Raw genomic sequence first — 26,650 nt, 5'->3', positions numbered from 1 at the left:
TGATTTAGGATCATCTTGTGACCCCCAGTTCCCCTGACCATCAACCAGTGGATAGCGATAACTAAATGGCTGCGCCATCAGCACCATCGCTTCATAACAGGCACTATCACCATGCGGATGATATTTACCCAACACATCACCGACCGTACGCGCAGACTTCTTGTGCTTGGCAGCGGCCTTCAAACCCAACTCAGACATTGCATACACAATGCGGCGCTGCACAGGTTTCATGCCATCACCAACATGTGGCAAAGCACGATCCAGAATGACGTACATGGAGTAGTCCAGATACGCTTTTTCGGTAAAATCCTTCAGCGATAAACGTTCGATGCTATCGTCTGTTATTACTTCACTCATGTTTTAATATCCATCAACTACAGGTGAGCCAGGTTTCCCTTACTTTCCAGCCAACTTTTACGATCGGAGGCACGCTTTTTAGCCAACAACATATCCAGCATCTCATGTGCATTATCTTCAGCATCGACAGTCAATTGCACCAGACGACGCGTATCCGGATCCATGGTTGTCTCACGTAACTGAAGAGGATTCATCTCCCCCAGACCTTTAAATCGCTGTACGTTTATTTTGACATTCTTACGCTCAGCCCGCAGGCGCTCAACAATGCCGTTCTTTTCGGCCTCATCGAGTGCATAAAATACATCTTTGGCAGAATCGATACGAAACAGCGGAGGCATGGCAACATAGATATGCCCTGCATCCACCAACGGCTTAAAATGACGCAGAAACAGTGCACAGATCAGCGTAGCAATATGCGCCCCATCAGAGTCTGCATCAGCCAGCACACATACTTTTCCGTAACGAAGACCTTCCAGGTTATCAGACCCCGGGTCCACACCGACAGCGACCGAAATATCATGAATCTCCTGCGAAGAGAGTATTTCACCCGAGTCCACTTCCCATGTATTCAGAATTTTACCGCGCAACGGCATAATCGCCTGGAACTGTCGATCTCTGGCTTGTTTAGCCGAACCGCCAGCCGAGTCCCCTTCTACTAAAAACAGCTCTGAGCGCATCGTTTCTGAACCGGCACAATCCGCCAGCTTCCCCGGCAGCGCAGGCCCCTGAGTGATTTTTTTACGAATGACTTTTTTACTCGAGCGTAAGCGCTTTTGAGCATTAGCTATGATGCTTTCTGCTAACTGTTCGCCCTCTTCTACATGGCTGTTAAGCCACAGCGAAAACGCATCTTTTGCTGAACCCGAAATAAAGGCAGCAATCTGACGTGAGGAAAGACGCTCTTTTGTTTGCCCGGAAAACTGTGGGTCACGCATTTTTGCCGACAGGATATAAGCACAGCGCTCCCAGATATCATCCGCCGTCAACTTAACACCACGCGGCAGCAAATTACGGAATTCACAAAACTCACGCATCGCTTCCAATAAGCCGGTACGAAAACCATTTACATGGGTACCACCCTGCACCGTCGGGATCAGGTTTACATAACTTTCACAGGTTAAATCACCGCCTTCAGGCAGCCACTGAACCGCCCACTCGACCGCATCCTCTTCTCCCTGCAGGGCACCGACAAAAGGCTCAGTTGGCAGAGTATCAAATACCTGAGTAGTACCTCGCAGATAAGCACTGAGGCCATCCTCGTAACACCATTCTTCTTTCTCGTTTCTGGCGCCGCTCTGGTCCGTAAAAGTCACCTTCAAACCAGGGCAAAGCACCGCTTTTGCACGTAAGTTATGCTTGAGGTGATTAACACTGTATTTAGGCGTATCAAAATATTGCGGGTCAGCTAAAAAGCGAACAGTTGTACCCGTATTGCGTTTACCGCAGGTATCAATAACTTCCAGATCAGAAACTTTATTGCCATCGGCAAAAACAATCTTATACACCTGCCCATCACGCTTAATTTGCACTTCAAGCAACTTAGAGAGCGCGTTCACAACCGAAACGCCTACACCATGCAACCCACCGGAGTAGTTGTAATTTTCATTATTGAATTTCCCGCCTGCATGCAACCGCGTCAGAATCAACTCAACACCACTGACACCCTCTTCCGGGTGAATATCAACGGGCATTCCACGCCCGTCATCACTCACAGACAAGAAGCCGTCTTTGTGCAGAATCACATCGATCTGCTTAGCATGCCCGGCCAACGCTTCATCGACCGAGTTATCGATAACCTCCTGGGCAAGATGATTAGGTCGATCAGTTTCGGTATACATACCGGGACGCCGTCGTACCGGATCCAAACCACTTAATACTTCTATCGAATCAGCCGTATATTGCTTCGACATCTGTTTCTTTTTCCTGTCACTCGCTAAAAGGGGGTAAAGGTATTGCTTCAGGTAACTCTGCTCGACCTTGAGAAAAACCTATGATTGCCGGAATCAGTTTTTCGAACTGATCAAAACCATGACTGCCACCCGGCTGTATAAATGCGATGGATCGATCAAAAAAATCAACCGCTTCGCGATAATCTAATGTCTCATCAGCGCTCTGTACTAACAACAGATAACGGGCAGGATCTTTTACCTGATCAACAACCATCGCTTCCAACTGCTGCAAATGATCGCGCGTCAGGGTATAGCGTTCATGGGTATAAATATTTTCATTATCGCCCAGCCATTCAGATAATAACCGATAAGGGTAGATAGCCGGATTCACCATCACCGCTGTGCAGTTTTCATAATGCTCGGTCAGCCAGATACTGTAATAGCCACCCAACGAGCTACCTATAAGCACGATGGGGCGCTGCCGGTTATCGGTGACTATCGACTCAAGCTGTCGCATCGCTTCTGCAGGCCAATGAGACAACTGTGGCACTAAGTAATTTTCGCTATGTTCATATGCATGCACCGCAAGATACTCACCCAACAAACGTGCTTTTACTGATTCAGGCGAACTGTTAAAGCCATGCACATAAATAAAAAGCGGTGACGACATACTGGTTATCCTTACAGTGTTTGAGAGAAGTTACCTAAGGTTACCGCGGGATGCAAGTTCAGACAGGGACTCGTTTAACCCTTGTTGTATATTTTCCATCAGGCAAAAGATCAATCACCCGGTAGGCAGGTTGCGATAAGTAAGGGTCAGACTCTATCTCAGGCTCAACGGTGGATACTTTAAATTGTGGTGCGGTTGCCGGTGTCGCCAGCACACAGACCTGTCCCACTTCTATCTGATGCGCCTGATGCAAGTGCCCGCAGACGATCAGCTTAAGGTTTTTATACTTCTTAAGCTGCGTCCAGAAAGCCTCAGCATTAGCTAACATTATGCTATCTTGCCACTGACTGCCGACAGCCACCGGAGGATGATGCAGCACCAACAGCAGATACTTATCTGCATGCTCTGCAACAACACTCGCTAACCAATCAAGTTCGGTTTGACTTAAGGCGCCTCCACCCTTTCCATCAGGCTCAGCCGTTGAATCCAACATGATGATGCACCAATCACCCTGAACAAAGACTTTCTCGAACAGGGCCTGATACTCACGCATCCTGGCAGCATCATCGTGATTACCGGGAATCCATCGGACCTCTTTAGCCATCCCATCGGTATATCGCTGTAACCTTTGGTAGCCACTTGCGTATCCATGATGAACCAGATCACCGCTCAACAACAGCAGATCCGAATCGGCGTCCTCAGAGCGCAGCTGCTGCAATGTATTGAGCAAGCGCTGTTCAGGATTAAACCCTTTAAAGGGATCGTCCGCATTCTCCTGCAGATGACAATCAGTCACCTGTACGACTCGAATGTTATCCATCAGGCACTAAAAACAGGTTCTATCAACTGACCATATTGCTGACAATGGCTTAGCCATTCGCCCAGATAGTGGTTCAACTGAACCTTTTCATCCGGCTGATGCATGTCACGGTTTGGGTAAGGATATGCCCCGGAGAGCTGCCGATGCCGCTTCAGGCAGATCACTTCTGCCATACAGGCATCATGATATAAGCGCACCACCAGCGCCGGGGACTCCAGCCACGAGGATCCACTTTGCTCCTGTTGCGAAATTTGCAGTGTAGTGGTGTAAACAAAACGCTCTTCAACTTCAAAGCGAATCTGTACCTGATGCTCCCCCCAAACAAGCTGAAATTCGCGCATGTCGCACGCTTCCAGATCGGGCATCAATTTATTCAAACGCGCATAGTTGACTTCACATATTGCCATCTGCCGCGTCAGATCAGGTACATACTTACGTTTCATACAGCGTCAACACTCCACTTCTCTTTTATAGTGTTACGATTCAATTGCAACCATTGTAACGCAATAATGGCAGCAGCATTATCCACATCACCCGTCTGTATCATCGCTATAGCCACATCTGCCGAAAAAAGGTGAACTTTAATATTTTCACCCTCATGATCCAGCCCATGCACGCCACCCAGTCCATCGCTATTGACACATCCACAATACAGATCGATATATTCTCTCGCGCCTCCGGGGCTCGGTGTAAATCGACTAATATGTTCCAGCTGTAAAATTTCAGCGCCGGCCTCTTCCTGGCTCTCACGGCATGCTACCGCTTCAGTGGTTTCACCCGGCTCGACCAACCCGGCAACCAACTCAAGTAACCACGGGCTACGCGGGTGATCTATCGTCCCTATACGAAACTGTTCTATCAAGACAACACAATCAAGCCAAGGGTCATATAAGAGCACACAGACCGCATCAGGACGCCAGAACAAATCCCGCTTCATTTGGACATGACCGCCTTCGAAACGTTCATGGCGCAACGTCACCTCCCGCATCTGATAAAAGCTGTCACAGATAACCTTATCTTCCTCAACTTCAACATCTGCAATAGAAAACTCAGGGTTCCAATACTCACTCATCAGCATGCTCCGCTATTCAAAATATAAAATCTGGATATTTGCTTTTTCTCGGCGACAAAGAGAAATTAACTAGATTAAATACGGGGGAATTGACCTATACGCCAGTATAGTACGATTCGTCATGAACGCCTAAATCAGGGGGGTATACCCAGCGGAATCAAACGAAGCTAATCAGCCTGCGAGTCCATCTCCACATCAAGGAACTTTGTAATTTCTTCCAGCGGAGCCGGGCGTGCTAATAAATACCCTTGCCCCATTTCGCAACCATTTTCACGTAAAAACGCTAGCTGCTCATGCGTTTCTATTCCTTCTGCAATCACTTTCAATCCTAACTTATGAGCCATAGCGATAACAGCAGACGTAATTTCCATATCGTTTTTATCATGCGGAATATCGCGTACGAAAGAACCATCTACTTTTAAATGATCAAAAGGCAGCCGCTTCAGGTAGCTTAATGAAGAATAACCGGTACCAAAATCATCGATCGCCAGCGAAACGCCCAGATCCTTTAACTGATGTAGTGTGTCGACAACAACATCCACCTCCTCCATTATCATAGATTCAGTAATTTCCAACTCAAGCAATGAAGCAGGGAAGTCATATTTTTCCAGTGCTGCTTTAATTTTTGACAGCAACTCAGGGTCAAAGAATTGTCGCATTGAAAGGTTAACCGCCATGCGAATCGAATGTCCGCTATCAAGCAGTTGACGTCCCTGTCGGCAGGCCTCGTTTAGCACCCACTCACCCAACTCAACAATTAACCCGAGCTCTTCGGCAATCGGGATAAATTCAGCAGGAGACACCCGCCCCCGTTCAGGGTGATCCCAGCGTACTAACGCCTCAAAGCATACCGGCTGCAACTCGCCCATAATCGTCCACTGTGGCTGATAATGAATACAAAATTCATGATTCTGCAAAGCGCTACGCAGTTGCTTCTCCATGCTGGCCCGATTAACAACTTCATCATTCATCTCGCCAGTAAAAAACTGAAAATTATTACGCCCCAGACGTTTCGCCCGGTACATTGCAAGATCGGCGTTTTTCATCAGGACGGCCCAATCATCTCCATCCGTCGGAGCCATGGTAATGCCCACACTCACCGTGGCTTTGACTTCACCACCGTTCAAGATCATCGGCTTACTGATAGCTTGCAATACTTTTGTAGCGACTAAGCCCACCTCTGCAGAACCACTGACATCAGGCAGCATCACAATAAACTCATCGCCACCGATGCGGGCAATTAGGTCAGAGTTACGCAACGCACTACGCAACCGGTCAGCAATTGTCTGCAGCAAAGCATCACCGACATCATGCCCCAACGTGTCATTAATCTGCTTAAAATCATCCAGATCAAGGTAGAATAATGCAAATATTGTATTGTTACGTAAGGCCTTTTTTAGCTCAACAGCAAGCTGCTCTTTAAATAAGCGGCGATTTCCCAAACGGGTCAACGGGTCATAAAAAGCTAGCTGCTCAATTTGCTCTAAGGTCTTTTTCTTAGTGGAGATATCCTCACTTACGCCAATAAAATGGGTGATTTTCTGTTCATCATCCAATATCGGAGAGATAGATAGCATTGACCAGTATGGCTGACCTGATTTTGTTTTATTACGAATTTCACCATGCCAGTCATGGCCCGATAAAATCACTTTCCACATATCTGTATAAAAATCAGGTTCTGTTTCACCCGCATTCAAAATACTGGGGGTCTGTCCCTTTATTTCGTCAAGTGAATAGCCCGTTACCTCCGTGAACTCTTCATTCACATACTCGATTTCACCTTTCTCATCCGTAATCAGGACCATCGTCGGGCTTTGCTCCACAGCACGTGAGAGCTTTTGTAAATCGCCCTCAACCTGCTTGCGCTCAAGCGCCAGACTAACCAATTGAGAAGCCTGCTCCATCATGGCTATATGATCATTATTTGGCGCCAGCGGATAAGGGTGATATATAGCAAAGGTCCCGAGGATCTCTTGTGTCGAGCCGAAGATAGGCTGTGACCAACAGGAAGCGAGGTTCGCCCTGGCTGCCAGCTCTTTAAAGTTTTTCCAATAAGGATCGCTTTGTATATCGTCAACGATGACCAGTTTTCCGGTTGTCGCTGCTGTACCACAAGAGCCAACATCTTCACCAATCGCCAAGCCTTCAACCGCCTCCGTGAAGAATGCAGGTAAGCTGGGCGCGGCCCCATGCATAAGATTTTTTTTATCTTTATCAAGCAGTGAAATGGAACACATACTGTTTACATAAACGCTTTCAATCCCTCTGACGATTTCAGCGAAAATATTATTCAGAGAAGCACCGCGAATCAACATATCCAGAACATGCGTATTCTGTGTTAACAGAGCATTTTCAAAATAACGACTGGTAATATCGCGATTCACCGCTAACAAACCAATAACTTTCCCTTCGACATTTCTCAGCGGTGCTTTGATACACTCGATAAGCTGATCAGCCCCATCATTACGACGAATCCAAATATTTTTAACAACTACTTCATTTTGCTCAAATACCAGAGCATCTTGCTCATTGGTCAGCGTCACATTAGTTTCTTTGAAAAAATCCTCAACACGTTGGCCAATAATCTCATCTCTGGAATGACCTAAAAGTTCGGCAAATGATTGATTACAGTCGAGATACCTTCCATTCACGTCTTTCGCATAGATATGATCCGGATTAGAATCCATCAAGGTTCTGAGCAACAGGGTCTCATCAACCACTTGACCAAATTCATCACTTAACGACAGTAATTCACGCTTTTTTCCCCACCACTGAAAGATAGCAGCCGCTAACACGACGAGCAAAAACACAATGGCAATGATCATATAGCCGGATAGCGCTGCCACTGGAGCAGCATTAAGCGTAACGCTACCTTGAGGAATCAGGGTCTGATCGATAGCAAATCGCTTAAAAGCATCCAGGTTGAATACGGGTTCTGCAGGAGGCTCATGCATAATAGGCAATTCACTGATAGCTCTTCCTTTCAGAATATCCAGCAGATAATCAGCCGCAGCCACTCCTTGTAACGCCGATGTCGCTACATAGCCACCGACGAGCCCCTCAGCAATCGCGGTATCCCATGCGGAATAGACAGGTACAGACGAATTTTCCAACAGAAAGGCAATACTCTCCTTCAGGCTCATTGAAAGACCTGTTCTGTCCCGATGTAATGGTAAGCGGAATACAACCGATCCCCTATCAAGGGCTGTTAACTCTGCTTTTAATTCAGGTAATGACCAGTCACTGATGGATCTTACGGAAAAGAGGGATGCATATTTAGCGGCTGCTTGCGAAAAATGTAACTGCTCAGCAAGCCCGGTCGGCGTTGCATCACTGAGCAAAACAACCTCTTTCAGGTCAGGATGCATTTCCAGAAGCAGCTGAAAGTTCGCATCAGGAGCCGCTGGCTCAACAATACCTGTAATCAGTTTATCAGCGCCAATCATCTCTTTTGAAAATGCATTAATACCGACAAAAACCACAGGAATACCGGCAAAATGTGATTGCCGGTATTTCATCAGAAAGCTCAACGCATTGTTATCCATTACAACAATGGCATCAAAGCGCTGTGTTCCTTTTCGTGCCAACAACATAGCCATCAAAGGAAACATTTCATCGGCTGTATAACGTTTTGTATCCAGATACTCGACCTGCAGGTCGATAGAAACTCCGGCCTGTTCTATCCTCTCACTAAAGCCTTTATAGATACCATCTGACCACGAAAACCCCTGATGATAAGAGTTAAGCAGCAAAACGCTGTGGCCGTATCCCGACTCAGAGCGTGACTCGGCTTTCGCTAAAGTAGGAAATAAAGCTAACAACAGACAAAAAAATACAGAATACCGCCAGTATCCTGTAGCGAAAAATTTTTTCAACACCATGTAAAACGACGCTAATATCATAAGTTAGCTTTAGTATAGTTTCTATTTCATGAACTGCTATCTAAGGCTGAGCAAAACCTCTAAGCATCTGAATTTCTTCAGCCCAGACCGTCTCATCAATTGTTTCCAACACCAGAGGCACACCGCGAAAACGATCATCTTGCATGATATACCTAAACACCTCTAACCCTATCTCCCCCTTGCCCAGACTGTGATGGCGATCAACCCGCGCACCTAAAGCCGCCTTGGAATCGTTCAAGTGCATAGCGCACAAGTACTTAAACCCGACAAGATCCGCGAACTCTTTAAATGTCTGCTGACATTCCAGCTGTGTTGTTAATGGATAACCGGCTGCAAAAATATGGCAGGTATCTATACATACGCCAACTCTACTTTTATCAGCCACTGCATCAATAATTTCAGCTATTTGGGCAAAATTATAACCCAGATTACTCCCTTGCCCTGCGGTTGTTTCAATAACAGCGACAACATCATCCGTTTCTGCTATCGCCAGGTTGATCGACCCGGCAATGCGCTGCAAGCACTCCGTCTCGGATAACACACGCAAGTGACTACCCGGATGAAAATTAAGATATTTAAGCCCCAACTGCTGGCATCGACTTATCTCATCAATAAACGCCAGACGCGACTTAGTTAACGCATCTTTTTCAGGGTGCCCCAGATTAATTAAATAACTATCATGAGGCAGTATCTGTTCCGCAGAAAAACCCAAGCTAGCGCACCGCTCTTTAAACACAGCAATGCTTTTAGTCGTCAACGGTTTAGCATCCCAGCGACGCTGATTTTTGGTGAAAAAAGCAAACGCATTCGCGCCTATTTTTTCAGCATTGAGTGGCGCATTTTCAACACCGCCCGCGGCACTCACATGAGCACCGATATAATAGGGTTTCAATTCAGCCATGGGTTAACTCTGTTATTAAAGCTCAGCATTGATAACTCACGGGTTATAGCTTACAAGCGCCGCCAAGACAGTCATCAAAATCCATACTTTCCAATTCCTCTCGCTCGGCATGTGCTTGTGTAATTCGCGCCAGCATCTCCTGTTCTGCTTTAGCCTGATCCGCTGGTATTGCCTCAGCAGATAGCCCGGCCCGATTAAAGACAGCCAGTAAAGTAGCCAACTCACTTAAGGTTAAATCATTCATTCTGTTTTCCTCTGTTTATTCGACAATAAGTTCCAGATATTCAATCATCAGCTGCACAGTCTGCTGCCCTCTGAACTCATTGATATCCAATTTATAAACCGCTCGTACGCTATTAATCGCTTCATTGGGCCAAATTGACAGGTCGGTATTAAACTGAATAGCATCAATCGCCAACCCCGATAGCGGCTCCATCAAGACAATTTTCAGGTGTCGCTGCCCGACGATTCTCTGTTGCAACACACGAAAAACACCATCAAACATCGGCTCAGGAAAATGATGCCCCCAAGGGCCCGCTTCCCGAATGTGCTCAGCTAACAACAGGGTCATATCCGCAGCCAGTAAACTACCATCTGTTTCCAAACGCTGGTCCAGATCTTCTTTATTCAACTGCTCACGTACCACCTGATCAAATGCGGTCCGGAATGCCTCCAGGCCCGAAGCCGTTATTGTCAGCCCGGCAGCCATTGCATGTCCGCCAAACTTAGAGATAAGGCCCGGAAAACGACTCGCTACCTGATCAAGCGCATCACGAATATGCAACCCCGGAATCGAGCGCGCTGACCCTTTAATTTCACCGTTATCGCCGGGCGCAAACGCAATCACAGGGCGATTGGTACGCTCTTTGATGCGTGAAGCCAGGATACCCACAACCCCTTGATGCCAGCCTTCTTCGAACAAACACAGGCCAAAGGGAAGTGAATCATTATCGAAATCCATTTTATCCAACCAGCTCAGCGCCTGCTGCTGCATGTCCTGCTCGATAGCACGCCGATCAATATTCAACTGATCCAGTGTTTGCGCCAACTCTCGCGCATATTCTGCATCGTCTGCCAATAAACACTCAATACCGATCGACATATCTTCCAGCCGGCCGGCTGCATTTAAACGGGGTGCGATGGCAAAACCCAAATCACTTGCCACCAAGCGCTCTCTTCGCCGCCCGGCAACCTCAATCAGCGCCAACAAGCCAGGCCTTGCATGCCCAGCTCTGATACGCTGCAACCCCTGATAAACCAGTGTCCTGTTATTATGTTCCAGCGCAACGACATCCGCGACAGTGCCCAATGCCACCAAGTCCAGCAGAGACGCCAGATTCGGTAGCGCAATGTTATTCTCTTCAAACCAGTTTTCAGCCTGTAACGCCCGCCTCAAAGCGATCATCACATAAAAAATGACACCCACACCACAGGTCGATTTAGCTTTAAAGTCACAGCCTGGCTGATTAGGGTTAACAATCGCAACCGCATGCGGAATTATCCGACCGGCTAAATGGTGATCGGTCACCACAACTTCCATGCCCAACTGATTAGCACGCGCGACTCCTTCTACGCTGGAGATGCCATTATCAACGGTCACCAGCAGATGCGGCGATTGGCTGAAAGCAACCTCAACAATTTCCGGGCTTAAACCGTAGCCATACTCAAATCGGTTCGGCACCAGATAGTCGACATTCGTGGCACCCATCATCCGCAGACCTAATACAGCCAACGCTGTACTGGTCGCGCCATCGCAGTCAAAATCACCAACAATCATGATCGACTCATTGGCACGTATGGCCTGGACCAAACGGGATACCGCGGCAGTCATCCCCTTCATTTCCGTGTCTGGCAGCAGCTCTTTAAGATTACGCCCTAACTGCTCTTTGCTTTGAATGCCGCGCGCTGCATAAATTCTGGCCAGCGCAGCGGGCACTTCATCAAAGATCGGAAAGCGCTCGCCAGGTATCTCGCGGCGATGAATACTTACTTGCTTCACACACGTTCCTTCTCTTGGAATAAGGGGAAATCACAATGCAAAATAAAAAAAGGTCCGATTAAGATCGGACCTTTTTAATCTAACCGCTGGAAATGTTAATCTAACTGCTAGACTTGTTAATCAAACCGGCGGACGTGCTACGCTTCGTTGTGGATATGCTCTGCAATAAACTGCTGTACAATAGCGATATCATTATCCAGTACTGTCAGTCGCTCTTCACGCTCGAAAAGACCGGTCATATGAGCAGGCAATTCGGGTGACTGCAATTTAGCTTTTAGCACTGCTTCCGGAAATTTAACCGGATGCGCTGTGGCCAGCACAATCATCGGCACAGCCTTATCACGATTGCACTCTCTTGCCGCTTTCACACCAATAGCCGTATGCGGATCGAGCAAATATCCCGTCTCTGCATGTACATCAGCAATCGTCTGGCACGTCGCCTCATCATCTACAGCATAACTATCAAAAAGCTCACGCATTTTATTCCAGCGTGAATCCTCTAACTGTACGGATTCTGTCTTAAAGCGTTTCATCAAATCATTGATAGCCGCGCCGTCCTGACCATATACATCGAACAGCATACGTTCAAAGTTAGATGACACCATAATGTCCATCGACGGCGACAAGGTATGAACCAGATCACTTTTAGACATATCATTATTGGATATCGCACGATGTAAAATATCGTTATGATTCGTTGCTACCACCAGCTGAGAAATAGGCAGGCCCATTTTCTTCGCCAAGTATCCTGCAAATATATCACCGAAATTCCCCGTCGGAACAGAAAATGCAACCGGGCGATGCGGTCCGCCTACCGCCAACGATGCGGAGAAGTAATAAACGATCTGCGCCATAATACGCGCCCAGTTGATCGAATTAACGGCTCCAAGCTTCATTCCATTGAGAAAACTCTGATCAGCAAAGCTGGCTTTCACCATCTCCTGGCAATCATCGAAGTTACCCTCAAGCGCGACATTGTGCACATTATCTGCAAGCACGGTGGTCATCTGACGACGCTGCACTTCCGATACGCGGTTATGCGGATGCAAAATAAAAATATCCACATGCTTAGAATGGCGGCAACCTTCAATGGCCGCCGAACCGGTATCGCCCGATGTTGCCCCCATGATGACCAGATGCTCATTGCGCTTAACCAGCACATGATCCATTAAGCGACCCAGCAATTGCAGCGCAAAATCTTTAAATGCCAGTGTCGGGCCGTGGAACAACTCCAACACCCACTCATTGGTTCCCAGCTCTTTCAACGGAGCCACCGCCGAATGATTAAAACCAGCGTAGGTTTCATCAATCATCTGTTTAAGGTCTGCATCATCAATGCAGTCATTAACAAACGGCGAAATAATTTTAAACGCTAACTCAGCATAAGAAAGCCCTGCCCAGCCAGCGATCTCTTCCTGAGTAAAAACCGGAAGGCTCTCCGGCACATACAGGCCACCGTCGCTTGCCAAACCCGCCAGGAGCACTTCTTCAAAGTTAAGTTTTGGTGCCTGTCCACGTGTTGATATATATTTCACGTCAAATCCCTCTTAACCTTTTAAATGCTCAACGCGAATCCGCGTGACCTGACCAATAATATTATCAAGCGCTTCAATGGCGGTAATAGCTTCATTCATCTTGTGTTCTTTAACACGCTGAGTCAGCAAGATAACCGGCACCTGCTGCTCCTCGGTTTCTTTCTGCACAATAGCTTCAATATTAATGCCGTTGTCACCCAGAATTTTAGTAATGCTCGCCAACACGCCGGGCTTTTCAGCCGCCTGCATACGCAAGTAATAGGCTGTCTCTGTTTCGCTCATAGGCAAGATGGGCTTATCAGATAATTCTGATGGCTGGAAAGCCAGATGAGGAACACGGTTATCCCGGTCACCCGTCAAGGTACGTACAACGTCAATAATATCAGCAACAACCGCTGAGGCAGTGGGTTCAGCACCCGCACCTGCACCGTAATAAAGCGTCTGACCGACGGCATCACCGTCAACCATGACTGCGTTCATGACACCATTAACATTTGCCAATAAAGTAGATGCCGGGATCATAGTCGGGTGAACACGCAGCTCTATACCCTTGTCTGTACGACGGCTAATACCCAAATGTTTAATGCGGTAACCGAGTTCTTCAGCATACTGGACATCTGCAGGCGTGATAATACTGATCCCTTCGGTATAAGCCTTTTCGAACTGCAAAGGAATACCGAAAGCAATTGAAGCAAGAATCGTCAGCTTATGCGCTGCATCAATACCTTCAACATCAAATGTCGGATCTGCTTCGGCATAACCCAGCGCCTGCGCTTCAGCGAGAACATCTGCGAAATCACGCCCTTTATCGCGCATCTCTGTCAGAATAAAGTTACCAGTGCCGTTAATAATACCGGCAAGCCATTCTATTTTGTTAGCCGACAAACCTTCACGAATGGCTTTAATTACGGGGATGCCACCTGCTACCGACGCCTCGAATGCAACCATGACATTATGCTGTTGTGCCGCTTCGAAAATTTCATTTCCGTGCACGGCGATCAAGGCTTTGTTCGCAGTAACAACATGCTTACCGTTTTTAATCGCGGTCATTACCAGTTCACGGGCAACATCATAACCACCGATTAACTCAACAACGATATCAATTTCCGGATTGGTCACAACATCAAAAATATCGCGGCTGACCTGGGTCCCTTTTGTATCACAGCTTGGGTTATCCCGACGTGAACCAATCTGCTCTACAATAATTCGACGTCCAGCTCTACGAGAGATTTCATCTGCATTGCGATGCAGGACATTAAACGTACCGCTACCGACAGTACCCAGACCACATATTCCAACTTTTACCGGTTTCAAACCAATACCTCGCAGTTTACAAGTCAATCGCAAGCCGGATTAACCAACGAAAATGGGGAAATAGTATAGCGAATAACTCCTCCATACTCTATTCGACACTGAACAAACATCATTAAAAAAGGAGCCATCGGCTCCTTTCTTAATGTAATCACCCGCTATTCAAGGCTGAACCCCTAATCTTACAGCTAACTGCTCTGCTGGCATATAACCGGGAATCAACTGACCATCCGCTGTGATAATCGCCGGCGTACCTGTCACACCCACTTTCTGACCCAATTCATACTGATCCAGTACCGGATTACTACAATCAACATTTGCCACAGACTTACCTTGTTTAGATAACGTCATTGCTTTTACTTTATCGTCGGAACACCAAATATTGGTCATCTTTTTAAAAGTCGGCGTGTCAGGCCCCTGTCGGGGAAACGCCAGATATTCAACACTAATCCCCATCGCCTGCAGCTTAGGAACTTCATTATGCAATTTGCGGCAATAAGGACAATCAACATCAGTAAAGACATAAACCGATGTTTTTTCTACACCTTCCGCTTTAAAGGATACTTTTTCAGCAACGGGAACAGCCTCCAGTAACGCCGTACGCTGAGCATTCATTTTAACTTCAGTGAGATTCACAAAACCTTTTTCATCTGACAACTGATACAACTGGCCTAATAAAAAATATTCACCTTTGGCATCCGAATAGATTATTTCTCCAGAGCCCAACTCAACCTCATACATCCCTCCCAACTGCGCAGCTTTCACTGAAACCACCGGGATCTGCTGATCTATTTTCTGTAGCTGTTTGATGATGACACCTTTTGCATCTTCCGCCACAGCTAACGTGCTTGCCAGCAACAGCGCACCTGCCATCAAAATTTTAATTCGCATACTTCCCTCAATACAAAAATAATTGTTTATTTCAGATGGTATTAAACCTGCAAAGTTCAATTACCCTCTTGGATGATGTTGTTGATGCAACGATTGTAAACGCTGCTGAGCAACGTGGGTATAGATTTGCGTTGATGAAAGATCACTATGCCCAAGCATCATCTGCACAACACGCAAATCCGCACCATGGTTTAACAGATGTGTCGCAAACGCATGCCTAAGCACATGTGGCGAGATATTTTTTTCGATACCCGACGTTAGCGCATAACGCTTAATCCGATGCCAAAACGTCTGCCGGGTCATAACAGTGCCACGCTGACTAGGGAAAACCGTCTCATCTGACATATTACTCAACAAGGCTTTTCGAGCAACGCCAAGGTACTCCTTAATCCAGCGCACCGCCTCATCACCCAGCGGCACCAGACGCTCTTTCGCCCCTTTGCCGACGACTCGTATAACACCTAACTCAAGATTAATCTGCCCCAACTGAAGCGAGATCAACTCAGTAACCCGCAGCCCTGATGCATACAAGGTCTCCAGCATAGCCCTATCCCTTAACCCCAGCACACTGCCAACATCCGGTGCCTGAAGAATACTTTCGACATCAGCTTCAGTCAAAGTCTTAGGCAAAGAACGGCCTTTTTTGGGCATCGCAATCAACAACATCGGATCTGCAGATATATACGATTCACGTAATAGATAGCGAAATAAACGACGTGCCGATGAAAGAAAGCGGGCCGTTGAACCAGGTCTCAAGTGCTGTTCAAATCGCCACAAAAGATACTCTCGCACCCTCAGGGTATCGACATCAACCAGACAAAGCCCCTGATCATTCAGCCAGCAAGCAAAAATTGACAGGTCACGCCGGTAAGACGCCTGTGTGTTTTTGCTCAAGCCCTCTTCCAGCCATATAGCATCAACAAACAAACGAATAAGTTCAGCGTCATCAGATTGCGGCTCGCGGCGTGTAAAGCGCTTATCATCGCTTTTCAAAGATACAGGCATGGTTAACAGTGACACCGACACACTTAACGATACACTTCTATTAGTGCAATTTTATCTTTGGCGACAGGGAAAGTGGCCCGCCCCTGCTCAACCTGATGACGGATACTGATTGCACCCGTTGTCACATCCACCAGCACCCCTTCCATATCGCGACCAAAAAAGGTTCTTAACTTAACGGGACTACCCACATAGCTACCCAGATCAGTCACCGGCGTCTCTAAAAATGCTTTTTTCACTTCTGGCGGCCGTATTGGCATCACGCCGGGAAATATCTCCTTCATGGCCGTTGCGTCTTGCACCACTTCTGGTTCAGCAACCATTTTTTTACTCTCAACCATGGCCAAAGCGGCGCGGCGCAGGTCCCCACCAAACAAGTCATGCATCACTTCCCACTCCTGATCAAGAAGCTCCAACACCTTCCCATTGACCTGCAATGCAAATTCGGCGCTGGAAAACAGAACATCGCCACTTTTAGGGCTCGCCAATTTCTGTATCTCTAACGGAATAGCAGGTTCCCAGCGTGCTGCAATATGTGAACCCTCACTGCGTGCACTGGCAAGCGCATCTAACAGACGGGCACCGCGATACTCAGCACTGCCATCCCCCAGATTTTCCGCTAATGCGGATCGATAACGATTCAGATAATCTGTCGCCAAAACACCTTCCTGCTGAGCACAAAAAGTTTTCCACCGCTTGTTATATCCCAGGTCACTGACTGTCATACCCAACATCTGAATAGCCGTTTTAGCCAGCCCCTCTCGCCTTAACGTCCCACCCTGATGCAAAGCTAACCACAAATTCACCTCACCTTTCATAAACTGAGCTAACTCAGCTGCGAGGCGAACCTTCATGAGCTTTTTGTTTGCAGAAGACTCCAGCAACAGACTGAGATCACCCTGCAAATAACGATAGCCCATTGCTTGCATCGCTGCCTGATCAATAACACCCGTTTCACCGCAGAGCAGTGTATCTAATGATTTTTTTTGCGGATCACTGGAGAATAATAGAAGATTTTCTGCATAGTCAGCATCAATATCATAACTCAGCCCGAGCAGGGTCAAAGAGACAGGATCATCCAGCACACCCGTACGTAACTGTTCATGCGCAGTCAGAAAAAAAGCCCGCGAGGAACTTGCCAGCAAAGCCTGTTGAATAATAATTTTATTTTTAGAGCCCTGCGGCTGGATGGTGATCTCATCAAGCGAAACCTGCCCCAAAAAAGAAGCCGAAATATCAGCATATTCAACCTTTGCAAAAGGCCTGACTGATGCTATCAAACTATCAATATCAGATTTAACCTGGTACCAATAATACCCTTGCACGCCAACCACGAGCAGTATGAGAATCAACGGTATTAATAACCACTTCAGCCAACGCCGCATTTACAACCTCATCCATGCCCTACAAAAAAATATGCTCTTCAATGATTCTAGCAGACTGTCGGACGTATCACTGACCTACTACAACAAAACTTTGTCCTAATATACTATTTCAAAACAAAAAAAGGTGACCAGAGGTCACCTTTTTTTCAAAGCAGCGAATCAGGGTTAACTCAGCCGAGTTTTTCCTTGATACGTGCAGATTTACCACTACGCTCACGCAAGTAGTAAATTTTAGCCTGGCGAACATCACCACGACGTTTCAGAACAATCTCTTCAACCGCTGCGCTGTATGTCTGAAAAGTACGCTCAACACCTACACCGTGAGAAATTTTACGTACAGTAAATGCAGAGTTCAGGCCGCGGTTACGCTTTCCGATCACTACACCTTCAAATGCCTGTAAACGACTACGGGCACCTTCAACAACTCTTACCTGAACAACAACTGTGTCGCCAGGAGAAAAAGCTGGAATTTCTTTTGTCATCTGTTCAGCTTCAATCTGCTGAATGATTAAGTTTTTGCTGCTCATCGCTCGCTCCTAATATTCCACCATCAGACGCTTCGGCCTCATGGATATAATCGGTTAACAACGCTTGCTGCTCAGCCGTCAATTTGAGTTTTTCCAGCAGGTCAGAACGGCGTTGCCAGGTTCTGCCTAACTGCTGCTTCAGACGCCAGCGCCTGATATTCTCATGATTGCCGCTTAACAGCACATCAGGTACATGTTGTCCTTCAATTGATTCTGGTCGCGTATAATGTGGACAATCCAACAAGCCCTCAACAAAAGAATCTTCTTCTGCCGAGTCTTTATGGCCTAACACACCAGGCACTAGTCGGGATATCGCATCAATCATGGTCATTGCAGGCAACTCGCCCCCACTGAGAACAAAATCCCCCAGCGACCACTCTTCATCAATCTCCGAACCAATCAGGCGTTCATCTATACCTTCATAACGCCCGGCTACCAAAATCAACTTCTTACAGGAAACCAACTCCTGCACACCCTTGTGATCCAGCTTACGACCCTGAGGCGAGAGATAAATAACTTTAACCTCTTCACCCGCTGCTGCCTTAGCAGCATGAATCGCATCTCGTAATGGCTGCACTTTCATCAGCATTCCCGGACCTCCGCCATAAGGCCGGTCATCCACAGTTCTATGCTTATCATGTGCGAAATCCCTCGGACTCCAACACTGAACAGATAGTAACTCACTACGAACCGCTCTTCCTGTCACGCCATGCTGAGTAATCGCATCAAACATTTCAGGAAACAGCGTTATAACGCCAAACCACATGGTTTAGAACTCCGGATCCCAATCGATCCGCATCGTACCTGACTCCAGGTCAATTTCTTTTATCACCTGATCGGGCAGATAAGGGATCATCCGTTCACGGCGATCTATACTTTCTGCATCACCTTTAACGATAATTACATCGTTAGCACCGGTTTCCATCAGGTGACTCACACGCCCCAGCAGTTGGCCAGAAAGTGTATAAACTGTCAGATTTTCCAGCTGGCTCCAGTAAAACTCCCCCTCTTCCAATGACGGCAAGAGTGAAGTTTCAATCGCAATATCCATACCGCAGAATTTGCGGGCAACATCACGATCATTTATACCAACCAGCTTTGCTATAAAGCCTTTACCGTGTTGCTTTGCAGCTTCTACTTTAAGAGGCTTCCATTGACCATCAACTTTGGTCAACCACGGTGAATAAGTCAGAATACTATCCATCGGTTCAGTGTGAGAAAAGATTTTTACCCAACCTTTGACACCATAAACCGAGGTAATCTGGCCGATTACAGTAACGTCATCATTTGTATTACGGCTCATTGACCTATCCAGCTACTATATAAATTACTGAGCAGCTTTTTTAGCTTCTTTTACTAACTGTGCAACACGCTCAGAAAGCTGCGCGCCTTTACTAGTCCAGTACTCAACGCGTTCCAGATCCAAGCGCAGACGCTCTTCCTGACCACGAGCCGATGGGTTGAAGAAACCGATACGCTCAATAAAGCGACCATCGCGTGCATTACGAGAATCAGCTACTGTTAATTGATAGAAAGGACGCTTTTTAGCGCCGCCACGTGACAAACGAATAGTGACCATACGTTAATCCCTTTAAATTGCGTGGGTTTTGATATCGCCCAGCGTTGCATTACCAACTGAATATTGTTCCAGTCGGGCCAAAATAAATTCAGGGGCGCATTCTACGTGAATGCGCCTCCATTGGAAAGAAAATCTGTGTATTCTTTATCGTGGAAATCCACCAGGACCGCCACCCATACCCGGAGGCAACATTCCTTTCATGCCACGCATCATTTTAGTCATGCCGCCTTTGCCGGAAAACTTCTTCATCATTTTAGACATTTGCTTATGCTGCTTCAGCAGACGGTTAACATCCTGGATCTGCGTACCCGATCCCATCGCGATACGTTTTTTCCGTGACCCACTGATAATATCCGGATTACGACGCTCGCCCGGGGTCATAGAATTGATGATTACTTCCATCTGCCCCATGCCTTTCTCAGCTTTTGAGGCATCGGCAGCCTGCGCCAACTGCCCCATACCCGGCATTTTATCCAGCATCCCCATCATGCCGCCCATATTTTTCATCTGCTGGAGCTGTTCACGAAAATCTTCCAGATCAAATCCTTTACCTTTTTTGATCTTAGCTGCGAACTTTTCCGCTTTATCTTTATCAATTTTGCGCTCAGCTTCCTCAATAAGAGAAAGCACATCACCCATACCCAATATACGCGATGCAAGACGATCCGGATGAAAAGGCTCGAGTGCTTCGACTTTTTCACCCATACCGATAAACTTAATCGGCTTACCGGTGATATGACGCACTGATAATGCAGCACCCCCACGGGCATCACCATCGGCTTTTGTCAGTATCACACCGGTCAGAGGCAATACGTCATTAAACGCACGCGCTGTATTAGCAGCATCCTGCCCGGTCATGGCATCGACAACAAAAAGGGTTTCAACCGGATTAATCGCGCTGTGTAAACGCTTAATTTCATCCATCATGTCATTATCGACATGCAAACGCCCCGCCGTATCTACCAGCAGCACATCGTAATGCTGAATTCTGGCGTGCTGAATCGCTGCTTGCGCTATAGCAACAGGATCCTGGTCAGCGGAGGATGGAAAGAAATCCACACCGACTTCACTTGCCAGCACCTGCAACTGCTTAATAGCCGCAGGACGATAAACATCTGCCGACACTACTAGTACTTTTTTCTTTTCCCGGTCTTTCAGCAATAACGACAGTTTTGCAACAGAGGTGGTTTTACCCGCCCCCTGAAGACCCGCCATTAAAACAACCGCCGGAGGTACTGCCGCCAGATTCAGGCCTTCGTTGGCCTCACCCATCACCCGCACCAGCTCTTCGTTGACAATTTTGACGAAGACCTGACCCGGCGTCAGACTTTTTGAAACCTCCTGACCAACAGCACGCTCTTTAACACAATTAACAAATTCTTTAACGACAGGCAGCGCGACATCGGCTTCAAGCAAAGCCATACGTACTTCACGTAAAGTGTCTTTGATATTATCTTCTGTGAGCTTTGCCTGCCCAGTCACCGCACGCAGCGTTTTCGTTAAACGTTCTGACAGATTTTCAAACATAGTTGCCTCTAAAAAGACTGGACCCTACCTCAATGAACAAACCGCTCGGTATCAAAATCATTGAGCAGAGCTAAACCCTGAATTCATAAAACTTTGGCGACATTATAGCGCAGTGACGTTCAAGGCCACACCCCCATATTTCAACCTCCGTTTATTTATGCCAAACTACTCTTCTTTAGGAGAAAAAGATGCTCACCCTGTCTACGCTAATAGCTGTATTTTTGTATCTGATTGCTGCCACCCTGCAATTCCAGACATTAAAAAAACAAACGAAAAGTTCCGCCTTAATTAAGATCACTGCGGCAACCGGCGTTATTTTTCACACATTTTCCGTGTATTCAGTACTTCATCAGCCCAACGGCATCAACCTCGGCTTTTTTATTGCCGGCTCCTTAGTCGCCTGGCTGGTCGCTACCGTCGTCCTTTTCAGCAGTCTTCGCCATCCGATTGAGAACCTCTTCATTGGTATACTGCCGATGGCAGCATTAAACGCAGCACTTTCCGTCTGGGGACCTAATCTTGGAGTCGCCAAAATTTACCAAGGCGGATTAATTGTTCATATCCTGCTATCCATCCTGGCTTACAGCGTCTTCACCATTGCCACCTTCCAGGCTTTTTTATTATCAAAACAGGATCACGCCCTGAAACAACATCATACCCGCGGCTTAGTCGCCTCTCTTCCCCCACTTCAAACCATGGAGCGACTGCTTTTTGAGATGATATGGATAGGAATGATTCTGCTAACAGCCTCTCTGGTAACCGGCTTTCTGTTTTTAGATAACCTGTTTGCACAACAGCTCGCACACAAAACTATACTCTCCATTATGGCCTGGATTCTGTATGCGATCTTACTCTGGGGACGCACCGTACTTGGCTGGAGAAGCCATCGGGCCGTCCGATGGACAGTCAGCGGATTCTTCCTGCTGATGCTCGGCTTTTTTGGTTCCAAGCTGGTTCTGGACATTATTGACTTTTAGACGACCTCAACAGCTTGACACGCCCTCAGTGCACACTGAGAATATACATCCAATTAGTAATGACAGGCGACGGTTTTGGAAGACGCATCAATAAGTTTTCTTTTGGGGGTACTTTGCTTCCTGATTCTATGCTCGGCTTTTTTTTCCAGTTCAGAAACAGGCATGATGTCGCTTAATCGATATCGATTAAAACATCTCGTCAAACAACACCACAGTGGTGCACGCAAAGCCAGCAAACTACTCGAACGCCCCGACCGTTTAATCGGCGTCATTCTGATAGGCAACAACTTTGTTAATATTTTAGCATCAGCGATAGCAACCGTGATTGCTGTGCGTTTATGGGGCGACGCAGGTATCGTCATTGCCACCGCATCTCTGACCATTATCATTCTGATTTTTGCAGAAGTGTCCCCCAAAACAGTTGCCGCACTGTATCCGGAAAAAATTGCTTTTCCTGCCGCTTACATTCTGACACCGCTATTAACCCTGACCTACCCACTGGTCTGGATTGTTAATGGTATTACCAACGGCTTACTTAAACTTTGTGGCCTCAGCCCCGATGCCAACAGCAATCACAACCTCAGCACAGAAGAGCTCCGGACTCTGGTTCATGAAGCGGGAGCATTACTGCCCAAGCGCAAGCAATCCATGTTACTCGGCGTTTTGGAACTGAATGATGTAACAGTAGACGACATCATGATACCTAAGAATGATATTCAGGGGATCGACCTCGACTTTGAACTTGATGACATCCTTAGCCGATTATCCACCACAAGCCATACACGCCTGCCCGTTTATAACGGTGATATCAACAAAGTGGTTGGTATCTTACACATGCGTAATCTGGCGCAGTTAATTCAGCAGGGTAATGTTACAAAAGCATCCATTCTTCAGGTGGTCCATGAACCTTACTTCATTCCAGAAAGCACGCCTTTACAGACTCAGCTTCTGAACTTTCAGAAAGAAAGTCGCCGTATAGGACTGGTGGTTGATGAATATGGTGACGTACTGGGTATCGCTACCTTAGAAGATATTCTTGAGGAGATTGTCGGCGAACTTTCTGCTCACCACCGCGCAGAAAATGCGGATATTCACCCACAGGATGATGACAGTTACATTATTGAAGCATCCGCTTTTATAAGAGATATCAATAAATCACTATCATGGGACCTGCCCACAAACGGACCTAAAACCCTGAACGGCCTGATTATTGAAACACTAGAGTCCATTCCTGATGCCAATGTGTGCCTGAGCATCAATGGTTATCGCGTCGAAACGCTACAAATGACAGATAACCTGATCAAAACAGCACGACTAGTAGCACTACCCCGCTAAACAGCAGCCGGCTGTACCATCACAACACAAGCGCCTAACCGCGCCTTGTGTTGTCATATATACTTTGCCGGGCCTTACCTAGTAACAGATTTCGCCTTTGTAACGACGCTCAATCTTTTTAATCACTTCCCGACGTTGCTCATTACTCAGCACGCCCCACTCCGCTATTTCCATACCGCTGCGACGGCACGCGATGCAAAGATCATCTTTATCTAACGCACAAACCCCCATACAAGGATTACGTACAAGGCTTTTCTGCTCGCTCATTTTCTCTTTAACACTCATGTTGATGTTCTGGCCGCGGTTTCATGGGAATGTCCGCATCAAACCCGATATTAAGTAGCTCAATCAACATATAAGCCGTTAAGCCCCAGATAATGTGTCCGTCATACTCATAGGCCGGCACGAAATGCGTCATCCCTTTAAAGCGTATCTGGTCGGTATGATGACGCTGATCCTCGAGAAAGAAACGCAAAGGTACGGTAAATATGCTCTCTATTTCATCCGGACTTGGTGTTAACTGTATGGAGGCAGGCACAATACCGACCCACGGAGTCACCTGCAATTGATGCTTAGACATAACCTGGCCCAGAGGAGCCAGCACCTCAACATCTTCAGGTAGCAAACCAACCTCTTCATGTGCTTCGCGTAATGCTGTAAACAACAGATCAGGATCGGTTAAATCATGTCGCCCGCCCGGAAACGCTATTTCACCGCCATGCGTCGATAAACTCGCCGCTCGCTTTGTTAATATCACATGCGGGTCATCGCTATCTGTCAATGCGATCAAGACACTTGCCTGTCGCACCCGACTATCAAAACGACGGCCCTGATACCGACTTAGTTTCTCTCGTAATTGATCTAACATAATATTTTTTACCAATAAATCTCTCTTAATATGATACTCCGCTATCCTGATTAAATAACCGCGTTCTGGCTTATTTCCCTGTAATCCACATCATCAACTCAGCATCATGACTGTTGATAATTTCACTCATCAGACCATTGAAGCATCCACTTCCTTAACCTTAGCCGGCATTTTCCACTGACTCAGAAACACACCCCCTAACACCAAAGCCGATGCGCACATCTGCTGAAAATTAAAGGTCTCGTTCAACACCATATATGCCATCAATAAGGTAAACACAGGAATAAGATTAATATAGGCTGACGCCTCTGCTGCTTTAATCTTGGATACACCCAGATTATAGAGTCCATATGCACCAATATTAATCAGGATTCCTAAATAAAGTATTGCCCATATTCCTTCCCATTTCCACGACAAGCCCCATACAGCGCCCTCGCCCGAAAAGGGCAAAAAAGGAAGAAAGAAAATGCTCCCGCAAAACGCCTGCAGCGCAGTAAGAAACCATGTCGAGTAACGCTGCGATAGATGCTTTAAACATAAAGTATACCCCGTCGCGCACACCATCGCACACAGCTCAAGAAAATTTCCCAGCAGCGGATTGGGAGCATCGTCTGTCTGGGTTCCGGCAAGACTCAACCAAACAGCACCAACTACCGCTATCGAAAACCCGAACCACGCTTGTTGCGAAAGCCTTTCACGCAGAAAATAGAGTGCTCCTATGCCGACTAAAAGCGGAGCCATCGAGGTGATCATACCGGCTTGTGCAGCACTGGTATTTTGCAGGGCATGCGCTTCAAATAAGAAATATAGGCAAGGCTCGCATATCACCATCAACAACAGTAGCCGCCAGTCTCCTTTTTGGTAGGTAAAGCGTATTAAATACTTCAGAAAAAATATAAAGCAGGCAGCAGCAACCAGCATACGTCCGAAAATAACAACCATGGGATCGTAATACGAAAAAGCAATTTTCAACGCAATAAATGAACTTGCCCACAAAAACATGGCCAGAAAAAGACTGACGGCAGGAACCCAACGACCCAGCATAGTAACCTCGACCCAAAACACTAAACGATACTCTGTTACCCTCTGGTTATCGCCTGTTGCCTATCAAATAATTCTTGGTGAGCATTAGCAGAATTAATCAATTGCTCAAACTCACTGACAGGCACCGGTTTTGAAAAATAGAAACCCTGAAACTGATCACACCCATATGCTTCAAGAAAGTTCAGTTGCTCCAGCGTTTCGACACCTTCGGCTATTGTTTCCAACCTCAGATGCCTGGCCACATCAAGAATTGACGAGGTAAGCGCAACATCATCTCTATCGTTAGGTAAACCATCGATAAAAGCACGGTCAATTTTCAGCTTATCGAGCGAAAACTTTTTCAGATAAGCCAGACTGGAATAGCCTGTACCAAAATCGTCCAGTGCAATACGAACCCCGCGCTTTCTGAGCTTTTTTAATAAATGCTGTGTTATGACGACATCACTCATCAATGCGCTCTCAGTCACCTCAAGTACTAACAATTCAGGCGGAAAACCTGTACTTCGCAACACATCATCAACGGTCCTGTAAAACTCCGGCCTGAACTGGTAAGCCGACACGTTAATGGCAATATTGGGAACACACAGCCCCTGCTTTAACCACTCGGCCCCTTGACGACATCCTTGCTGCAAAACCCATTGCCCTAAAGACAATATAAGCCCGGTCTCTTCTGCCAGCGGAATAAACACAGCAGGGGAGATAAACGCGCCATTATGACGCCAACGAAGCAACACCTCACAACCACTCATCTCGCTTCTGCCTGAGCGATACTGAGGCTGATAATACAGGTCAAGATTACCTTTCTCTATTGCTTGACGCAGTGCATTCTCAAGCTTCAGCCGGACATAAGCTTTCTCATTCATGCTACGGTTATAGAACTGAAAATTATTCCGCCCCAGGGACTTGGCGTGATACAAAGCGGCATCTGCATTGCGTAATAACATTTCAAAATTATCGCCATCCGCCGGATAAGACACTATCCCGATACTCGGTGTCACCACTAAATCCAGATCCATTTCCTGAATAGGCTCTGAAACGATTTTGAGTATTCGGTGTGCT

Annotated in this window: 26 protein-coding genes; 2 read left to right on the top strand and 24 right to left on the bottom strand. The window is 46.8% G+C overall.

All coding sequences use genetic code 11. The features are described 5' to 3' along the window. The 20 genes from ABY436_RS09365 to ffh all read right to left on the bottom strand — a co-directional run. Positions 1-357: DNA gyrase subunit A (locus ABY436_RS09365; RefSeq protein ID WP_372738707.1), on the bottom strand; the 357-nt coding region annotated here is incomplete at its 3' end. 17 nt (positions 358-374) lie between these two features. Continuing rightward, complete coding sequence (parE, locus tag ABY436_RS09360) at positions 375-2,267, bottom strand: DNA topoisomerase IV subunit B (protein WP_372738706.1); 1,893 nt, start codon at positions 2,265-2,267, stop codon at positions 375-377. A gap of 16 nt (positions 2,268-2,283) precedes the next feature. Then, a complete protein-coding gene (locus tag ABY436_RS09355) occupies positions 2,284-2,916 on the bottom strand; it encodes a YqiA/YcfP family alpha/beta fold hydrolase (RefSeq protein ID WP_372738705.1) in 633 nt (210 codons plus the stop codon). Positions 2,917-2,974: 58 nt separating this feature from the next. Then, complete coding sequence (locus ABY436_RS09350; RefSeq protein WP_372738704.1) at positions 2,975-3,736, bottom strand: metallophosphoesterase; 762 nt, start codon at positions 3,734-3,736, stop codon at positions 2,975-2,977. Next, a complete protein-coding gene (locus ABY436_RS09345) occupies positions 3,736-4,179 on the bottom strand; it encodes a DUF1249 domain-containing protein (protein WP_090724073.1) in 444 nt (147 codons plus the stop codon). Before ABY436_RS09345 ends, ABY436_RS09350 begins: the two co-directional genes overlap by 1 nt. Next, positions 4,176-4,808, bottom strand: coding sequence for an NUDIX domain-containing protein (locus ABY436_RS09340; RefSeq protein ID WP_372738703.1), 633 nt, complete (start codon positions 4,806-4,808; stop codon positions 4,176-4,178). Before ABY436_RS09340 ends, ABY436_RS09345 begins: the two co-directional genes overlap by 4 nt. Positions 4,809-4,975: 167 nt before the next feature. Then, entirely contained in the window at positions 4,976-8,710 is a 3,735-nt protein-coding gene (locus tag ABY436_RS09335; RefSeq protein WP_372738702.1) for an ABC transporter substrate binding protein, read from the bottom strand. Positions 8,711-8,750: 40 nt separating this feature from the next. After that, on the bottom strand, positions 8,751-9,611 hold the full coding sequence (gene nfo, locus ABY436_RS09330; RefSeq protein WP_372738701.1) for a deoxyribonuclease IV: 861 nt from the start codon (positions 9,609-9,611) through the stop codon (positions 8,751-8,753). 43 nt (positions 9,612-9,654) lie between these two features. Beyond that, a complete protein-coding gene (locus tag ABY436_RS09325; protein WP_372738700.1) occupies positions 9,655-9,855 on the bottom strand; it encodes a hypothetical protein in 201 nt (66 codons plus the stop codon). 15 nt (positions 9,856-9,870) lie between these two features. Beyond that, positions 9,871-11,610 carry a single-stranded-DNA-specific exonuclease RecJ gene (recJ, locus tag ABY436_RS09320; protein ID WP_372738699.1) on the bottom strand — a complete coding sequence of 580 codons (1,740 nt, stop codon included), beginning with the start codon at positions 11,608-11,610 and terminating at the stop codon, positions 9,871-9,873. A 137-nt stretch (positions 11,611-11,747) separates the two neighbouring features. Beyond that, a complete protein-coding gene (gene thrC, locus ABY436_RS09315) occupies positions 11,748-13,145 on the bottom strand; it encodes a threonine synthase (RefSeq protein WP_372738698.1) in 1,398 nt (465 codons plus the stop codon). A 12-nt stretch (positions 13,146-13,157) separates the two neighbouring features. Next, the gene (locus ABY436_RS09310) at positions 13,158-14,459 is read right to left on the bottom strand and encodes a homoserine dehydrogenase (RefSeq protein WP_372738697.1); all 1,302 of its coding nucleotides are present in this window, start codon (positions 14,457-14,459) and stop codon (positions 13,158-13,160) included. Positions 14,460-14,618: 159 nt separating this feature from the next. Then, positions 14,619-15,347, bottom strand: a complete 729-nt coding sequence (locus tag ABY436_RS09305; protein WP_372738696.1) for a thioredoxin fold domain-containing protein — start codon at positions 15,345-15,347, stop codon at positions 14,619-14,621. Between the two features lie 60 nt (positions 15,348-15,407). Next, positions 15,408-16,352: a site-specific tyrosine recombinase XerD gene (xerD, locus tag ABY436_RS09300; protein ID WP_372738708.1), complete on the bottom strand. Its 945-nt coding sequence runs from the start codon at positions 16,350-16,352 to the stop codon at positions 15,408-15,410. A gap of 23 nt (positions 16,353-16,375) precedes the next feature. Continuing rightward, positions 16,376-17,734 (bottom strand): hypothetical protein, encoded by a 1,359-nt coding sequence (locus ABY436_RS09295; RefSeq protein ID WP_372738695.1) that lies wholly within the window; start codon positions 17,732-17,734, stop codon positions 16,376-16,378. Between the two features lie 170 nt (positions 17,735-17,904). Beyond that, entirely contained in the window at positions 17,905-18,261 is a 357-nt protein-coding gene (gene rplS, locus ABY436_RS09290; protein WP_372738694.1) for a 50S ribosomal protein L19, read from the bottom strand. Continuing rightward, positions 18,227-19,027 carry a tRNA (guanosine(37)-N1)-methyltransferase TrmD gene (gene trmD, locus ABY436_RS09285; RefSeq protein WP_372738693.1) on the bottom strand — a complete coding sequence of 267 codons (801 nt, stop codon included), beginning with the start codon at positions 19,025-19,027 and terminating at the stop codon, positions 18,227-18,229. Before trmD ends, rplS begins: the two co-directional genes overlap by 35 nt. 3 nt (positions 19,028-19,030) lie before the next feature. Beyond that, positions 19,031-19,564, bottom strand: a complete 534-nt coding sequence (gene rimM / locus ABY436_RS09280) for a ribosome maturation factor RimM (protein ID WP_372738692.1) — start codon at positions 19,562-19,564, stop codon at positions 19,031-19,033. 24 nt (positions 19,565-19,588) lie between these two features. Then, entirely contained in the window at positions 19,589-19,840 is a 252-nt protein-coding gene (gene rpsP / locus ABY436_RS09275; RefSeq protein ID WP_090724042.1) for a 30S ribosomal protein S16, read from the bottom strand. 144 nt (positions 19,841-19,984) lie between these two features. Then, positions 19,985-21,367 carry a signal recognition particle protein gene (ffh, locus tag ABY436_RS09270; RefSeq protein ID WP_372738691.1) on the bottom strand — a complete coding sequence of 461 codons (1,383 nt, stop codon included), beginning with the start codon at positions 21,365-21,367 and terminating at the stop codon, positions 19,985-19,987. Between the two features lie 188 nt (positions 21,368-21,555). Here ffh and ABY436_RS09265 point away from each other — a divergent pair, with 188 nt between their 5' ends. Together ABY436_RS09265 and ABY436_RS09260 are read left to right on the top strand one after the other, a co-directional pair. Beyond that, positions 21,556-22,344 (top strand): inner membrane protein YpjD, encoded by a 789-nt coding sequence (locus ABY436_RS09265; RefSeq protein ID WP_372738690.1) that lies wholly within the window; start codon positions 21,556-21,558, stop codon positions 22,342-22,344. Between the two features lie 75 nt (positions 22,345-22,419). Next, on the top strand, positions 22,420-23,679 hold the full coding sequence (locus ABY436_RS09260) for an HlyC/CorC family transporter (protein ID WP_372738689.1): 1,260 nt from the start codon (positions 22,420-22,422) through the stop codon (positions 23,677-23,679). 78 nt (positions 23,680-23,757) lie between these two features. Here ABY436_RS09260 and ABY436_RS09255 read toward each other — a convergent pair whose 3' ends face one another. From ABY436_RS09255 to ABY436_RS09240, 4 genes are all read right to left on the bottom strand, one after another. Beyond that, complete coding sequence (locus ABY436_RS09255; protein WP_372738688.1) at positions 23,758-23,964, bottom strand: DUF1289 domain-containing protein; 207 nt, start codon at positions 23,962-23,964, stop codon at positions 23,758-23,760. Next, positions 23,954-24,547, bottom strand: a complete 594-nt coding sequence (locus ABY436_RS09250) for a CoA pyrophosphatase (protein ID WP_372738687.1) — start codon at positions 24,545-24,547, stop codon at positions 23,954-23,956. Before ABY436_RS09250 ends, ABY436_RS09255 begins: the two co-directional genes overlap by 11 nt. Before the next feature lie 129 nt (positions 24,548-24,676). Beyond that, positions 24,677-25,591 (bottom strand): DMT family transporter, encoded by a 915-nt coding sequence (locus ABY436_RS09245; protein ID WP_372738686.1) that lies wholly within the window; start codon positions 25,589-25,591, stop codon positions 24,677-24,679. Positions 25,592-25,626: 35 nt separating this feature from the next. Beyond that, positions 25,627-26,650: putative bifunctional diguanylate cyclase/phosphodiesterase (locus tag ABY436_RS09240; RefSeq protein ID WP_372738685.1), on the bottom strand; the 1,024-nt coding region annotated here is incomplete at its 5' end.

The sequence above is a fragment of the Neptunomonas sp. genome (genome assembly GCF_041601355.1).
Classification (GTDB): domain Bacteria; phylum Pseudomonadota; class Gammaproteobacteria; order Pseudomonadales; family Balneatricaceae; genus Neptunomonas.
The sequence above is the reverse complement of the archived record's forward strand: the minus strand, read 5'-3'. Positions and strand labels throughout refer to the sequence as shown.